The organism is Salinimicrobium sp. TIG7-5_MAKvit (genome assembly GCF_049569215.1).
GTDB lineage: Bacteria > Bacteroidota > Bacteroidia > Flavobacteriales > Flavobacteriaceae > Salinimicrobium > Salinimicrobium profundisediminis.
In genome coordinates this window covers 3,536,381-3,552,903 of the sequence record NZ_CP145903.1, presented here as the reverse complement: position 1 = coordinate 3,552,903, position 16,523 = coordinate 3,536,381, and the positions used below count along the sequence as shown (strand labels likewise).

Annotated in this window: 12 protein-coding genes; 8 read left to right on the top strand and 4 right to left on the bottom strand. The window is 42.5% G+C overall.

All coding sequences use genetic code 11. From position 1 onward, the window contains the following. Positions 1–40 precede the first annotated feature (40 nt). From V5739_RS15945 to V5739_RS15935, 3 genes are read right to left on the bottom strand one after another with little or no spacing between them, the layout of a single operon-like run. Entirely contained in the window at positions 41–1,390 is a 1,350-nt protein-coding gene (locus tag V5739_RS15945; protein WP_423818980.1) for a 4Fe-4S dicluster domain-containing protein, read from the bottom strand. Between the two features lie 6 nt (positions 1,391–1,396). Beyond that, positions 1,397–2,347, bottom strand: coding sequence for an MlaD family protein (locus V5739_RS15940; protein WP_423818979.1), 951 nt, complete (start codon positions 2,345–2,347; stop codon positions 1,397–1,399). 55 nt (positions 2,348–2,402) lie between these two features. Next, a complete protein-coding gene (locus tag V5739_RS15935; RefSeq protein WP_423818978.1) occupies positions 2,403–3,521 on the bottom strand; it encodes an N-acetylmuramoyl-L-alanine amidase family protein in 1,119 nt (372 codons plus the stop codon). 125 nt (positions 3,522–3,646) lie between these two features. Between V5739_RS15935 and V5739_RS15930 the strand changes: the two genes are divergently transcribed. Both V5739_RS15930 and V5739_RS15925 read left to right on the top strand, forming a co-directional pair. After that, positions 3,647–6,349, top strand: coding sequence for a putative LPS assembly protein LptD (locus V5739_RS15930; RefSeq protein WP_423818977.1), 2,703 nt, complete (start codon positions 3,647–3,649; stop codon positions 6,347–6,349). Positions 6,350–6,366: 17 nt separating this feature from the next. Then, the gene (locus V5739_RS15925) at positions 6,367–6,747 is read left to right on the top strand and encodes a Rid family detoxifying hydrolase (RefSeq protein WP_345598584.1); all 381 of its coding nucleotides are present in this window, start codon (positions 6,367–6,369) and stop codon (positions 6,745–6,747) included. A gap of 63 nt (positions 6,748–6,810) precedes the next feature. Here the strand turns inward: V5739_RS15925 and V5739_RS15920 are convergent, their stop codons facing one another. Further along, positions 6,811–11,190, bottom strand: a complete 4,380-nt coding sequence (locus V5739_RS15920) for a translocation/assembly module TamB domain-containing protein (protein WP_423818976.1) — start codon at positions 11,188–11,190, stop codon at positions 6,811–6,813. Positions 11,191–11,316: 126 nt separating this feature from the next. On the opposite strand from V5739_RS15920, the gene tsaD reads away from it, so the two are divergent. The 6 genes from tsaD to V5739_RS15890 are packed head-to-tail and all read left to right on the top strand — an operon-like array spanning position 11,317 to position 16,522. Continuing rightward, complete coding sequence (gene tsaD, locus V5739_RS15915) at positions 11,317–12,339, top strand: tRNA (adenosine(37)-N6)-threonylcarbamoyltransferase complex transferase subunit TsaD (RefSeq protein WP_423818975.1); 1,023 nt, start codon at positions 11,317–11,319, stop codon at positions 12,337–12,339. A gap of 3 nt (positions 12,340–12,342) precedes the next feature. After that, on the top strand, positions 12,343–13,056 hold the full coding sequence (locus tag V5739_RS15910; protein ID WP_423818974.1) for a 16S rRNA (uracil(1498)-N(3))-methyltransferase: 714 nt from the start codon (positions 12,343–12,345) through the stop codon (positions 13,054–13,056). Positions 13,057–13,081: 25 nt separating this feature from the next. After that, on the top strand, positions 13,082–13,726 hold the full coding sequence (locus V5739_RS15905; protein WP_423818973.1) for a DUF4159 domain-containing protein: 645 nt from the start codon (positions 13,082–13,084) through the stop codon (positions 13,724–13,726). Continuing rightward, the gene (locus V5739_RS15900) at positions 13,726–14,238 is read left to right on the top strand and encodes a TrmH family RNA methyltransferase (RefSeq protein WP_423818972.1); all 513 of its coding nucleotides are present in this window, start codon (positions 13,726–13,728) and stop codon (positions 14,236–14,238) included. Before V5739_RS15905 ends, V5739_RS15900 begins: the two co-directional genes overlap by 1 nt. Positions 14,239–14,257: 19 nt before the next feature. Further along, positions 14,258–15,346: an AI-2E family transporter gene (locus tag V5739_RS15895; RefSeq protein WP_266068296.1), complete on the top strand. Its 1,089-nt coding sequence runs from the start codon at positions 14,258–14,260 to the stop codon at positions 15,344–15,346. Then, entirely contained in the window at positions 15,347–16,522 is a 1,176-nt protein-coding gene (locus V5739_RS15890) for a THUMP-like domain-containing protein (RefSeq protein WP_423818971.1), read from the top strand. It begins immediately after the preceding gene. The last annotated feature ends 1 nt before the right edge of the window (position 16,523 follow it).

The following is a 16,523-nucleotide window of genomic DNA, read 5'->3' as shown; positions in this document are numbered from 1 at the left end:
TTTATTTTTTGTTATAGCCTGAAAAAGGCCATTTTATTACTTAATTTTCTGTTGCCCAGTTTAAGCGGTCCATTTGGTTGTAAGGCCAGGGCGCTCCGTTATTTTCAATGTTTCCAAGGGCATTATTTAAATCTGCAGGTCCGGCACTCTGTTCCATCATAAGGTACCTTCTCATTTCAACAATGATAGAAAGTGGATCAATCCCTACGGGGCAGGCCTCTATACACATTTGGCACGTAGTACAGGCCCAAATCTCTTCCCTTTGAATATGGTCGTCAAGAAGCTGTTTCCCGTCATCTACAAATTTTCCATTCTTATTGATGTTCTCCCCTACTACCTCCAAACGATCACGGGTATCCATCATAATCTTTCTTGGAGAAAGCAATTTCCCTGTATTATTGGCGGGACATTGATCTGTACACCGGCCGCATTCGGTACAGGTATAGGCGTTCAGCAATTGTACCCTGTTAAGGTCAAAAACATCTGATGCTCCAAATTTTTCGGGTTCTCCTGCTTCTTCCCCTTCCGGTTCGGCGGGTGCAGCAAAAGGATCGGCATCAGGATTCATCATAAGTTGCACTTCTTTAGTAACTGCATCTATATTGTCAAATTTAGCCTTCGGCTTAATTTTAGAATAATAGACGTTTGGAAAAGCCAGTAAAATATGAAGGTGCTTAGAGTAGTATAAGTAATTAAGGAAGAAAAGAATACCAAGTATATGCAACCACCAGGCTGTTCTCTCGATCAAAACAAGGGTGGAATCACTAAAACCTTCAAGGAGTGGAAGTAAAAAGCCACTAACGGGAAATGCCCCTGCAATCTCCCCGTTTGCCATAGCGTAATGAGGTGCCAGGTTTAACTGTAATTGATAATCGGCCGCATTCATGATCAGAAAGAGCGACATGAGCACCATCTCAAAATAGAGAATGTAGTTAGCGTCATTCTTCGGCCATTTGGTAAGCTCCCTAGCTTTGAACCTGTAGATATTCAGGACATTTCTTCTTATCCAGAAAATAATCACCCCTACCAGTACCAGCAAGGCAAGAATTTCAAAAGCCCCTATAAGAAACCTGTACGGTGTACCGGCAAAAGAAAAGATCCTGTGAGTCCCGAAGATCCCGTCAATGATAATTTCAAGGACTTCGATATTGATAATAATAAAACCTACATACACGATCACGTGAACGATCCCCGACACCGGCCTGCGCACCATTTTGTATTGCCCCAGGGCAATTTTGGCCATTTTCCCCCACCTTTTGGAAGGGTTATCTGTTCTGTCTATCTCCCGACCTACTTTGATATTCCGGATCATCCTCCGGATATTGCGAATAAAAATACCTATCCCTATTGCCAGAGCAAGGATAAAGGCGACTTGTGCAAGGATCTGCATGGTTAGTTATTTTAATGAGTCTTCCGGCGGCGAATAAGGACCGGGGTTTTTACCAAAGATAGAAAAATGTACGTAACGTTTAGGATTCAATTTCACGTCTTGTATCAATTCATCCAATTGGTTGGTCGCTCTTTCAAGATTATTAAAGACCGCAGGATCATTAATTAACTTCCCGGCAGTACCTTCACCCGAATTCAATTTTTGGGTAACAGTTTCGAAATTACTCACGGCAGATTCAATATCATCTGTTACTTTATTAAAGTCAAATGCCACAAGAGTATCAGAAAAATTACTCAGGTTTGTAGACATATGGTCTAAATTCGTGAAGGTGCGATCTAACTTGGGAGAGTTGGTATTTAAGATACCTTCTACACTCTGGGCCGAATTATTAAGCGAAGCAATAGTAGAATTTAGGTTAGCAATACTATTCTTGAGATTTTCCCGGGTTGTGGGATTCATGACTTCATTAAAAGAATTCACTAAAGAATCTGTGCTCACAATTACCTTTTCAATCTTTTCCTGAAGCGGCGTGAGCCTTTCATTTACCAATTCCAGCAAACCTTCTTCTATCGCACTTTGTAACGTGTCACCAGATTGCGCCATTTCACCTTCTTCATATTTTGGGATAATAGCCAGAGACTTGCCTCCTATGAGTCCTCCCCCATAAATTTCGGCTACACTGTTTTCAGAAAAAGGAAAAGAATTATCTACCAGAAAAGTAACTACAAGTTTACCTGAAGTATCTAGGAAACCAATATTGGTCACATTTCCAACTTTAAGCCCATTGATGGTTACAGGAGATGAAGGCGAAAGTCCCTCTACGTCGTTGTAGACAGCATAAAAAGTCCTGCTGGAATCAAACCAGTTCTTGCCTTTTAAAAAACTATACCCAAAAATGAATAGAAGAATGGCTACAATAGCCAAAAGAGCGGTTTTTACCTCTTTAGTATATTTCACAAAGATTGTCCTATTTGATGAGAGACAAATATAAAATTTATATAGTAAAGAAGGTCTATTTCATTTTTGTTTTTAACGCCTCATTAACGCTGATCTTTTCATCTCCCCGAAAGGCAACTATATAACTATCTGGATATCCCGCGCGTTTTGCCTTCCCATGCAGGTCCTGTACCTGTGAATAACTTGACGTGCCTCCATAATAATATTTAAACAATTTCCCTTCTTTGTTTCTCGAGATCTCCACCAAACCTTTGAAGTTTCTGGGGCTGGGATCCAGCTTTTTACCGGTAGCTGCCAGTTGTACGCGAAAGGTAATACCATCATAAACATCTGAGGGCGCTTTCTCTGGTTCCTGGGTGAGTTCTACGGGAGGGTTAGCTTCCAGATGGTCCAGCATTTCAAGATTCATGGAGCTCTTATAATCTTTTACTGCACGCACAATAGATTCGGCAATAGCTGCCTGGCCCGAAGCGCTATTTAAATAAGTACCCTCACTTTTATTACTCAGGAAACCTGCTTCAATAAGAACGCTTGGCATATAGGTCTCCCTTAACACAAGGAAACCTGCCTGTTTTACACCTCTGTTCACCCTCTTATTGATGTTGGTGAAATTCTTTTGTACCAAATCGGCCAGGAGAATACTTTGGTCAAGATATTCTTCCTGCATTAGCGTAAGACCAATATATGACTCGGGAGAATTAGGGTTGAAGCCATCATAGGTCATTTCGTAATCTTCTTCCAGAAAGATTACCTGGTTCTCTCTCATGGCCACTTCAAGGTTATCCTGGTTACGGTGAAGCCCAAGCACAAAAGTCTCGGTACCCTGGGCCTGAGATTTGTGACCATTCATATGTATAGAGATAAAAAGGTCAGCTTCAGCTTTATTTGCTATCTGTGCCCTTCCGGCAAGAGTTACAAAAACATCCGATTTTCGGGTGTAGATCACCTTGATATCGGGAATTTTTTCAAGTTCGGCACCCACTTTAAGCGCAATGTTCAAAGCAATCCCTTTTTCTTTGAAGCCATTCCAGGAGTTGCCGGGATCATGACCACCATGGCCTGCATCTATGACCACCACAAACTTTTCCCGCGGAGGATCAACTTCTTCCGAAGCAGCTAAAACAGGATTAATGACACTAAGAAATATTAAAATGATAAAGAAATTCGTTTTCATATGGAAATAACGGTTCATTGGGGTGGTTATTATTTTTCGATAACTCAAAAGGTACCTTAAAAAATATATGTAATTTTGAGACTTCAAAAAACGAGCCACACCATACAAAAATAGCATAAGTACCATTGCGAACAAAGATACTTTACATACTTTCCTGCTGTATTTTCACGCTTTCTTTAGCCACAAAATCTGCAGCTCAGGAAATCAAGACGAATGAAGGTATCCGCATTCCCGCTGAACGTGAACCTGTGCAGCCTATAATGGACTCTTTAAGGATTGAAGCACCTGTTCCCGTCATCACGCTTACCCCTAAGGACAGCATTAAACCAAAAAAAGAAATCCTGGCAGACAGAGTGACTTATACTGCCGAAGATTACATGCGCCTTAGCCCGAGGGAAAACAGGATATACCTATATAATAATGCCGAAATAACTTATGGCGACATCAATATAACCGCCGGAAGGATTGTACTCGACAATGAGACCAACGAGGTTTATGCCTACGGAATAATTGATACCGCAGGAGTTTACACGCAAAAACCGGTATTTACCCAGGCACAGAGCGTAGTGCGACCAGATTCTATCAGGTTCAACTTTGATTCGGAAAAAGCTCTCGTCTTTAATTCCCGAACCGAACAGGGGGAATTTAAAGTGCTGGGAGAGATCACAAAACGTGAGAATGACTCGGTGTACTACATGAAAAATGTAAAATTCACCACCTCCCCAAATGAAGAAAATCCCGATTACTATTTCTACGCCAGAAGGATCAAGTTAGTTCCTGATAAAAAAATCGTTTCGGGCCTTGTGAACATGTACATCGCCGATGTACCCACACCACTTGGTTTGCCTTTTGGGTATTTCCCTATGACCGACGAGCAGACTTCCGGATTTATAATTCCATCTTTTGGGGACGATAACAACCGCGGATTTTACCTGCAAAACGGTGGGTATTACTTTGCCATAAGCGATTACGTCGATCTAACCGTGCTGGGTGATTACTATACCAACGGGAGTTACGGGTTAAGAATGGAGTCTTCTTATGCCGTGCGATACAGGTTTAGAGGAAACCTTAGCTTTAGATATGAAAAGCTGATAAACAGTGAAAGAGGTTTTCCCGATTTTTCTGAATCAACCATTTACAACCTTCGGTGGAACCACTCCCAGGATTCAAAGGCTAACCCTTCTTCGAGGTTCTCGGCATCTGTAAACCTTGGAAGCAGCGATTACTACCAGGCATCTACCAATCAAATGAACACAGGAAACAGGCTAACCAATACCCTGAGTTCTTCGGTCTCTTATTCAAAGACCTTTAATATTCAGCCGCAAATCAACCTGAGTATTGCTGCCACGCACAGCCAGAACACCAATACTGAAAAGATAAACATGACCCTGCCAACAGTGCAGGCGAGCATGGCCCGGGTCTACCCTTTCGAGCCAAAGGTAGGTGCCAAAAAAGGCATTATTGAGAACATTAATTTTCAGTATAATTTTAGAGGAGAGAACAGGTTTCAAACCACCGATTCCCTTTTCTTCAAACCAGAGATGTTCGAAGATGCCATTTTAGGGGCCCAGCATTCCATTCCGCTTACCACAAACTTTAAATTGTTCAACTATTTAAGTGTTAGTGCCGGAACAAATTATACCGAATCATGGGTTTTCAGAACATATGACCGTTCATATGATGAAGAAGCCCGAAGAGAAATTGTTGATACCGTGAGGGGCTTTGATTCCTTTCGCACCTATAACTTCAACACCAGCATAGGTACAACCATCTACGGAACAAAGAATTTTAGCGGAAAGGGGAAATATCAGGCAATTCGGCACGTAATGCGCCCTTCGATAAGCTATAATATAAATCCTGGGTTCGAGCATTATTACGACGAATATATCATTCCGGAATCTGAAGGCCGGGAAGAGCGTGTGGTAGAATATTCAAGGTTCCAGGGCTCTCTGTACGGGCCTCCCGGAAAGCTGTTTTCCAGCTCTATTGGCTTCTCTTTAAGCAACACTTTCGAGGCGAAAGTAAAAGATTCGGCCGATGCCGAACCCAGAAAAGTAAAGCTGCTTAATAACCTGAACATTAGCACTTCATATAATTTAGCAGGAGATTCACTAAAACTCTCTCCTATTAGCGTACGCGGAAGTCTTCCGGTGATACAAAACAAACTGGACATAAACTTTGGGGCCAACCTGGATGTTTATGCGCTGAATAATGAGAACCGGCGTATTGATAAACTGAACATTCAAAACGGCGGAAGTCTCTTCAGGCTTACCAATGCTAATATGAGCTTTGGATATTCCTTCTCCAGCCGCGATTTTTCAGGAGGAAAAGAGAACGTAAACCGGCTCGAAAATCAGACTTTCAGAAATGGCGGGCGTCCAGATGACCTTTTTGGAAAGGATATGGACATAGATGGTTCTTTTTACGACGAACATGAAGCCGATATGGCCGAAGAAGAAGAGGAAGCAGAAAGCGAGAACAGCTGGTACAACTTCAATATTCCCTGGGACCTGCGCCTTGCATATACCCTTAACTATAGTAACAGTGCCAGGCAGAACGATATTTCCTCTCATTCCCTCATGTTCTCGGGAGACGTTGAACTTTCCCCTAAATGGACGGTAGGTGCCTCCTCGGGTTATGATTTTGTGAATACCGGCTTCACCCATACACAGTTGAGATTTGCGAGGGACCTGGAAAGCTGGAGAATGACCTTTAGCTGGACGCCTTTCGGGGTTTACAAGCAGTGGAACTTTTTCATCGGAATCAAGTCTTCTCTGTTGAGGGATATCAAGTACGAAAAGAGAAGGGAAAGAGACAGAAGATTATAATTTCTTATCTTTAACTTATGAAAACAATTATCAAGACCAAAGATGCTCCCGCACCCATTGGAGCTTACAACCAGGCCGTTTTAAGCGGAAATACGCTGTACATATCGGGCCAAATTGCAATAAACCCTGTAAACGGTGAACTACAGCAGGAGACTATTGAAGACGAAACAGAACAGGTAATGCGCAACCTTAAAGCCATCCTGACTGCAGCTGAAATGGATTTTGAGAATGTAGTAAAGAGCTCGATCTTTATAAGTGACATGAATAACTTTGGCCGAATCAATGCCGTTTACTCTAAATATTTTGATGAAGAAACAGCCCCGGCCCGCGAAACTGTAGAGGTTGCAAACCTTCCGAAGTTTGTAAATGTAGAAATTAGTATGATCGCAACAAAGTAGAACAACAGTTGTAACAACTCAAAAAACAGGCGTCAAAAATGACATTTTTGACGCCTGTTTTTTTTAGAGGTCATCGGCTCCCGGGAATTTGATGTAATCGGGCGCCAGACTTTTTTGTTCCTCTACAGGCCCTTCCACCTCTTCTTCCTTGAGTCCGGAAGTTGATAATTCGGTATCTACTATTTTCCGAAGCAATTCTTTAAAAGTATCAAAATCTACCTGGTAAGACAGCCCTACTCCCTGGGTAAAACCAAGTTCTTCTCCCAGGTACTGAATGTTGTTCTCCCTGTTAAAGATCTTTGCCCGCAGGTTTCCTTCTTCATTTAGTAGGAATTCTATCTCCAGGTTCCCAACAATAACGGTCTCTGTAACGCCCCCTACCGGCACCCCAACCTGCCCGTTGATGAGCACTCTTTCACTAATTTGGGTTGAAAGTGTCACCCCAAACCTGTCTGCCATAGATTGTTCGGGGGTGCGAACGCCCTGCTCGTAGTTAAGGCCTACCTGAAAAGTTCCTGATTCATCTGAAAGCAAATTGTTGAAGAAACCGGAAGCGCTCTCAAATAGGTTTCCTGCCCAAAGGCTTCCCGTGCTCCCGGCAAGAACATTTTCAGTATAAAACTGCCCGAGTGTAATAAGCGAAAACGCCTGAATCTCAGTATTGGTACTGGTTTCAATTTTATATTCAAGCTCTGAGCGCACTGCCGAAGCCACGTTTGGATATTCGAGATCAAAGGAGATGTCTGGTTGTAAAAGCTCCCCTTCAAGATTGATCACCACATCTACAGGAATCCTTCGGCTTATACCTGGATTATCCAGAACAATTGCAGGGTTGGCGTGGGCTTCATAAACTGCACTGATATTGAGATCGGCCAGAGCAGGGTTGCCGTTCCAGTTTATGCTTCCCCCCGGCCGCACCTGAAACCTTTTCTGAAGCGCCCCGTAGTTAAAGATATATTCTCCCGTATTGGCAATAAAGTCACCCCACATATTGAATTTTCCGAGGGTATTGATCTCTATCAGCAAGGTTCCGGCTCCTCTTCCACGCAAGATACTTCCGTCGATATCGAGTTCTACCAGGGCATCATTGGTAACATCGAGATCAAAATTGAGTTCCAGCCCTTTCACTTCCTGAAATTCAAGCTCTTCCCCTGCCAATCTTGCTGCTTTTTCCTCAGGACTTAAAAAGTGTATAAAAGAATTGTCGCCAGTACTTTCTGAATCACTTATGGGTATTTTAAAGACTGTTCCTCTACGTGTAGCCCCCACCACATCAATGGTAAGCTCTGAAGTTGGGCCGTAAATAGATGCATTGCCACCAATGAATCCTGTACCGTAATAAAGGGCTTCTTCATCATATTCGGTATCGAGTACCAAAAAACGGTCTGTAGAAATATTCAGCCCTAAGATCCAGTTGCTAAAGTTGGTATGAGAGATGGTGCCGTCAAGAACACCTTTGGTATCAAACCTGGTATCGGTAATGGTTATCTCATCAAAATCGAATTGTTGCTCGCTCAGGTTTACAACAGCACCTTCTTCAAAAGCATAGTCTACCTCCAGGTAAGGAATTGACAGCCCGGCCTGATTGAGGTATAACTTACCATCAATATCCGGATTCTTATAACTGCCGGTTACATCGGCATCTCCCGACACCTTACCTCTAATATTACTTATCACATCTTTACCTAAAGGACTAAAAGCCGACAGGTCGAAATTCTTTAGAGCTACTTCCAGGTCAATTTCAGGGGAATTTCCTTCTACCACAATCTCCCCAATAGCCGATAAAGATTCCAACCCCTCATTACGAAGCGTGGTATTGATGTTGTAAAAACTCAAATCCCTGTTCCCCATAACGTCAAGGTTGAGCACGCCCAGCATTTGATCATTTATTGAAAGGTCTTTAATGGTAAGGGAAGTATTAGGATAATACGCTCCATCCTGCTGCAATACGTTCAAAGAACCGTTCACAATCCCTCCCATTTCCAGATTACTGATTTCGGGGGTGATCTTATGGAGATCTACCTGATCAAACTCCAGCTGAAAATCTTTGTACGTAGTATCCCGCATTTTACCTGAAAGCCGAATTTCTTCATTTTCATGGCTTAACACTAGAGAATCTATCCTCACATTATTAAAACCGTTAGAAAAGATGACCCTGTTAGATTTATTTCCCTCTTCGTTGAGATGCCACACGCTTTCCTTGAACTTAACATCAGAGCGCTGCAGCCCAACCACCGAATTATTATTCTCATTGATGGTGTGATACAGGTTGATATAAAATTCATCATTGCTCCTTGGCCCGCCTTTAAATTCAGATCGCATATACAGCGTATCATTCAGCGTAACATTAATAAGGTTAAAATCCTTGATGTTGTAAAAACTGGTGGCGACACTATCTACCTCAATAAATGTATTGAAAAGCGGGTTGGAATTGTCTACCTGCACATTCACCTTGTCAAAAAGGTTATCAAAAGCTTCAATCCTGGGAGAGCGAAATGCTAAACGAAATTCAGATTCATCAGACTCCACACTTCCACGGATGAAAGTATTGGGAGCTAAAGTAATTTCAGGATAAAAAACCTCTACTATCTTGTTATAAATATCAAAGTCGAAATTGAGATATTGATTGGTGGTGATCTTGTTGGGGCGATAATTAGTATAAAGGCTACCCACCGCATTCTCTACCATTGCCGGTACTTCGGTAACATCAAAAATACCTTCTATGGTTCCGTTAATGACATCGGGAGAATGGATCTCAATCGTCCTTACCGGCCCGTCAAAACTCGAGGCAATGTTTAAATCTTTAAACATGTAGGTGTCATTCTCATTTCGGTAGGAAGTATTAAGAAGATAGATCTCCCCCTCAAAGTTGTTAAGGTTTGTTCCTTCCATATTCATGATCACATCCCCTTTAAAAACCGAAATACTGTCTCTCTGCACCAGATTCATAGCTTCAAGATTGGCATAACCAACAGAAGCTTCAAAATCATAGACATTAGTCCCGGCCGAGAAATCTGCCAGCCCATTGAACTCCATTAGGAGATTGGGATCTCGCGAGATGAGATTTCCGTTAAACAGCGGTGCTTTTAAGGTACCTCTTAGCTTGAGGTCTTTATAAGCGTAACCCTTGTAGACAAGTCGGGAAATACTGCCCTGAATCTGCGTGTTAAGTGTCTCGGTGGTAAAACCCCGCCCGTCAAAAGTGACATTTAGAGAGGTGGTTCTCAGGTCTTTTAAATTGGCCAGGCGCCCAACATCAAATCTCTTAGCAATAAGCTGCCCCTCATAAGAAGTAAGCCCCGGGTCCTGGAAGCTACTCATTTCAAGATCTACAACAGCTGTACCTAACTGCGAGAACAAATTTGCTTTTGTCATTAAAGCGTTCTCAGAAACAAATATATCCCCCTCCAGCTGTACATTGCCTAATTCCCGCAGTGCTACAGGCAATTTATCCTGCAATAAACCCGGCAAAAGATGAATAAGATCGTAATAATTTGTTGAAAGATTGGTCAACTCACCATCAAGAGAAAATTCATTTTCTTTTGTCGATAATGAATTTCTTATTTCCAGTTCTCCCTCAAGCCTCGTTCGGTCGAGTCCGGTCATTTTAAGGTCTGAGAGGATAAAATCGTTTAGAATACCATCAAGGACGGTGGAGAATTTGATTTTTTGATCGCTTCCGAATTTGTCATAAAAAGGCTGAAGGTCATTTGTAGATATTGTTGAGGGTCTAAACACAGCCTTTACCGGAACCTTATTTATGAACCCGGCAAAACCATTGGTAATATCAAAACGAATGTCTGAATCAATTTCTGAATACGGAGTCTCTATATGCAAGGCCTCAAGGGCCATTTCTTCGGAAGTATAGCTGAAGTTTGTGCTTAAATGATCAATGCGAATTCCACGGTTTTCCATTCCTGAAAGCCTTTCGATATCTACATAAACATCAGAATTTTCAACCAGGAGATCGCTGGCCAAAATATTTAGTTGATCAATTTCTATTACTTCAGGATAATTCAGATTTTCATTGATGTAGCTGAATTTTCCGTCGACAACTTCAAGCTGATTGATTGCCAGTACAAAGGGAGAACTTTTCTTCTTTTTCTGACTTTTAAGCTTTTTCAGAAAAATATTCAGGTTATCCCGCTCTTCCCCTTCATATACTTTCATATCCATCACCAGTTCATTAGCCATGGTTGCTCCCAAAGTAGGATTGTTGTTGTAAATACTTCTTAGGCTGGTTGCCGAAGTTTTAATTTTTTCAGAATAAATAAGCGTGTCCTGGTGATGGTCAAGAATAAGCACATCCTGCAACTTAAGCTTGCCGCTGTAGGTAAGCCCCACCCGGCCTATGCTAATATCCACATCTTTAGACTCCTTAAGTGAAGTTGTGATCTTGCGGGCAACAAAAGTTTGTACCGAGGGGATAGAAAATACGATCAACAAAATGATGAAAAGCAGCAGCAGCGAGAGCAGCGTTTTACCCAGTATTTTCCAGAATTTTCTGATAGAATTTTTAGTTATAACTTTGCGAGCAATATTAACAATTTTCGGGCCTAAATGCTAAGGATGACAACACAAAATATTTATATACTCGGCATTGAATCTTCCTGTGACGACACTGCTGCGGCCGTATTACACAACGGAAAAATCCTTTCCAATGTTGTAGCCACCCAGGAAGTTCATCAAAAATACGGCGGCGTGGTGCCAGAACTTGCTTCACGTGCCCACCAGCAAAACATTGTTCCGGTTATTCACGAAGCCCTTTCGAGGGCCGGTGTTACCAAAGAAGACCTATCGGCTGTTGCCTTTACCCGTGGTCCCGGTTTGATGGGTTCCCTCCTGGTGGGCACCTCTTTTGCAAAGTCTTTATCACTGGGGCTGGGCATTCCGCTTCTTGATGTTAACCATATGCAGGCGCACATTCTTGCCCATTTTATCGATGAGGAAGAATTCCAAAAGCCACAGTTTCCTTTTCTGGCCTTGACCATAAGTGGAGGCCATACTCAAATTGTGAAGGTGACCGATTATTTTGAAATGGAAGTGATTGGAGAAACTTTAGACGATGCAGTAGGCGAAGCCTTTGACAAGAGCGCTAAGATCCTAGGCCTCCCCTATCCCGGCGGCCCACTGGTAGATAAAAAGGCACAAACGGGTAACCCAAAAGCTTTTCCTTTCCCTAAACCAAAAGTTGATGGGTTAAACTTCAGCTTCAGCGGTTTAAAAACATCTATCCTGTATTTTATTCAGAAACAACTCAAAGAAGATCCACAGTTCATTGAGAAAAACCTTGAAGATATTTGTGCTTCCATTCAGCATACCATCATCGGGATTTTAATGGACAAGCTCAAGAAAGCTGTAAAACAGACAGGAATAACAGAAATCGCCATTGCCGGGGGGGTTTCAGCCAACAGTGGCATAAGAAAGACCCTTCATGAGGCGCAAGCAAAATATGGGTGGAAAACTTATATTCCGAAATTTGAATATACTACAGACAATGCAGCGATGATCGCCATTGCAGGGCATTATAAATTTATTTCTGAAGATTTTGCCGACATGGGGATTACCGCTAAAGCAAGAATAAAAATGTAAATCATGCAGCTATTTTTTCAGCCTGAAGTATCAGAAAATGATAAGGAAGTTCGCTTTTCCAAAGAAGAGAGCCGGCACATTGTGAAAGTGCTGCGAAAGCGTGAAGGAGATCGCCTGCACCTCACCAATGGCAAAGGGTGGATCTTTGAAACCGAAATTACACTCGCAGAGGCAAACAATTGTTCTGCCCGCATTTTACAAAGTGAAAAAGAAGCCCCGCCTGCCTATCATTTGCACCTTGCCGTTGCCCCTACCAAGATGAACGATAGATACGAGTGGTTTTTAGAAAAGGCTACAGAAATTGGCATCCAGGAGATCTCCCCTGTAATTTGTGACCACAGTGAGCGAAAAGTTGTAAAACATGAACGCTATCAAAGAGTGATACAGAGTGCTTTAAAACAGTCTTTACACACAAGGTTCCCTGTGCTGCATGAACCAGTGAGTTTTAAGGAGTTTTTAGAAAAAGAACATTCAGGCGCAAAGTTCATAGCGCATTGCGAAGACTCACAACCCAGGAAGTTACTCTCTAAAAGTCTCAAAAATGGCATTTCAGCAACGATTCTTATTGGGCCCGAAGGAGATTTTTCAGAAGAAGAGATCAGCAGCGCATTAAAGTCCGGGTGGCAGCCTGTAAGCCTTGGCAACAGCAGGTTGAGAACCGAAACTGCCGCAGTAGTTGCCTGCCACACTGCCGCTTTGATCAACGAAGAAGAATAAGCTTCTTTTTTGCTATTTTAGAGACATGAAGAAACTGCTGCTATTTTTTCTGCTTTTTACCACCGGACTTGTCCTGCAGGCGCAACAGGTGGCAGTGTTAAAATACGGCGGCGGGGGTGACTGGTACGGTAATCCCACAGCGCTTCCCAATCTCATTGAGTTTTGCAATCAAAACATCAATACATCCCTTGAGCCTGCACCACAGCCCGTAGAACCCGGCAGTACAGATATCTTTCAGTATCCGTTTATTCACATGACCGGACATGGAAATGTGTACTTTACGCCCGAAGATGCCCAGAATCTCCGAAAATATCTCCTGGGAGGAGGATTTTTGCACATTGACGACAACTACGGCATGAATGAATTTGTTCGCAGGGAGCTAAAAAAGGTTTTTCCCGACAAAGAACTGGAAGAACTCCCGGCTTCTCATCCCATTTTTTCTACAGCATTCAACTTCCCCAACGGCTTACCAAAGATCCATGAGCACGACGGACTCCGCCCACAGGCTTTCGGAATTTTTGAAAACGACCGGCTGCTTTGCATTTTTACCTTTGAAAGCGATCTGGGCGATGGCTGGGAAGATCAACAAGTACATAACGATCCGCAGGAAGTGCGGCTAAAGGCACTCCAAATGGGCGCCAATATTGTTAAATTTGCTTTTTCAAATTAATGCAGGCAACCCACCACTCCACTCCTTTTAAGAAAACACAGTTTCCGGTGATCCTTGTTCTGGATGCGATATCAAGTCCGGCGAACATAGGCAGCTTTTTCAGGTTAGGCGACGCTTTTGGTATTGAGAAACTTCTCATTTGCGAGAGCACGGTAGACCTTCAAAGTAACAGATTGAAAAGAACCGCAAGAGCCACAGTTAAAAATGTAGATTTCGAGGAACAGGAAGATTCTGAAGCAGCTTGCAAACAATTAAAAGAAGCAGGATATAAAATTGTGGCTATTGAAGTAACATCAAGAAGTATTGCCCTCCAAAAATGCCATTTTGAAGCCCATGATAAAATTGCACTGGTGCTGGGAAATGAACGTTTGGGAGTGAGAAAAGAGATCCTTGATTTAGCCGATAGTATCTTACATATTGACATGTTTGGCGAGAACAGCAGCATGAACGTGACTCATGCCGGTGCCATTGCACTTTTTGAAATCACAAAAAGGCTGCAGCCAGTTCCATGAGAAATAATATATTTACCACGTGAACGAAAAAGAGCTTTCCTACGGTATACTTCGTGCCATTGCCATTATTTTGGGAGTGGCTTTTCTGCTTTATTTCCTGTACCTCATACAATCGGTACTGGTATACATCGCCATTGCGGGTGTCATCTCGCTTGTAGGACGGCCGGTGGTGCTGTTCCTTAAAAACCATCTCAAGCTGCCCAACAAGCTCGCCGTGGTCATTGTTCTACTTTTGGTGCTACTCAGCTTTATTGGTTTGATCACCATCTTTATTCCTATTGTGGTAGAGCAAAGTAAGAACCTGGGGCAAATAGATATGGATGCCTTTACCCGCGATTTGAACGAACTCAACAACCAGATCAATAATTATTTTGGTGTAGAAGAGATAAATATCATTGAAGGTATCAAACAAACAGAATTTGTAAGGAATTTTGACCTGGCTACCATTCCGCGTTATCTCAATAGTTTCTTCGGAATATTGGGAGCCGGTATTATTGCTGTCTTTTCCATCATTTTTATATCCTTCTTTTTCCTGAAAGACAGTCGGCTTATGCTCAACAGTATCCTGGTGTTCGCCAACAGAGGGCATGAAGATAAGTTCCAAAGGGTCTTTAACAAGATCAAAGTATTATTATCCCGCTATTTTGTTGGGCTCACCATGCAAATTACCGTGCTGTTTATTTTATACAGCATCCTGCTCTCACTGTTTGAGATCAACAACCCAATCGCCATAGCATTCATTTGTGCTTTTTTAAATATAGTACCTTACCTGGGGCCCATTATTGCCGGAATTTTAGTTTCATTATTTGTGATCTCGAGCAACCTGGGAGCCGATTTTCAAACCATCATCCTGCCACAGCTCATTTACGTGATGTCGGGTTATATGGTGTGTCAGTTAATAGACAATTTTATCAATCAGCCGCTTATTTTTGGTGCCAGCGTGCGTTCCCATCCCCTTGAAATATTTTTGGTGATCCTCATTGCGGGGCTTACTTCCGGGATCCTGGGAATGGTGGTCGCAGTACCATTTTACACCGCTATCAAGGTTATTGCCAAAGAATCTTTAAGTGAGTACAAGATCGTAAAACGGCTAACGCGAGATCTTTAATTGAATTGGGCGCTTCTAAATAGCGAAGTTCAGGAGTTTCTTGAAGAGCAATACAAGACTGAGGTGTCAAAAATGGCATTTCGGGGCAGCCCTTTTGAAGGCATTTCCACTCAGGAGCTGCTGGTGCAACTTTCGGGCAAGAAAAGAGCTGAGAAAAAATTACCGCTGTGGTTCAAAACCCGCGGCATCATTTACCCTCCAAATCTCAATTTAGAGCAGACATCTTCTGAAGTTACTGCGCAATATAAAGCTTCCCTGGTGGCAGGAACGAGCCTGGCAGATCTTACCGGCGGTTTTGGAATAGACAGTTATTATTTTTCAGAAAAAATAGATAAAGTGCGGCATTTTGAGCTAAATCCTGAACTTCAGGAAATCGCTGCACATAACTTTGAAATATTAGGTGCCAAAAATGTCATTTCTGAAGCCCGTGATTCTCTGGATTTCCTAAAAAACACTTCGGAAAAATTCGACTGGCTCTACATTGATCCTTCCCGGCGGGATGAGACCGGCGGAAGAGTATTTTTTCTGTCAGATTGTTTACCGAACGTGCCTGAAAACCTCGAATTACTTCAGGAAAGAGCCGAAAGTATACTCATTAAGACCTCTCCCCTGCTCGATTTGCAGGCTGGCCTCAATGAACTCCAAAATGTACGGGAAATACATATTGTGGCGGTAGAAAATGACGTAAAAGAGCTGCTCTGGATCCTGAAGCAGAATACTTCGGAAAGCATCACGATCAAAACTGTGAATTTTCAGAAGAAAGAGAAACAGGTTTTTACCAGTACGTTTGACAATGACCTGCCTGAAGTTTACAGCCTGCCCAAAGATTTTCTATATGAACCCAATGCAGCAATCATGAAAAGTGGCCTTTTTGGGGCCCTGGGAAATGCGCTAAGGCTCGAAAAACTTCATCCCAACACCCAACTCTACACCTCTAAAGAACCTGTAGATTTCCCCGGAAGACGATTTAAGATTACACAAATATTGCCTTTCAGGAAGAAACAGTTAAAAAAAGAGCTTCAGTTAAAAAAAGCGAATATCACCACCCGCAATTTTCCTGAAAGTGTTGCAGACCTTCGGAAGATCTTAAAAATAAAAGAAGGCGGAGATACTTATTTGTTCTTTACCACGCTGCAAAACGAAGAAAAGGTAGTGCTGGTGTGTCAAAAAAGCTAAA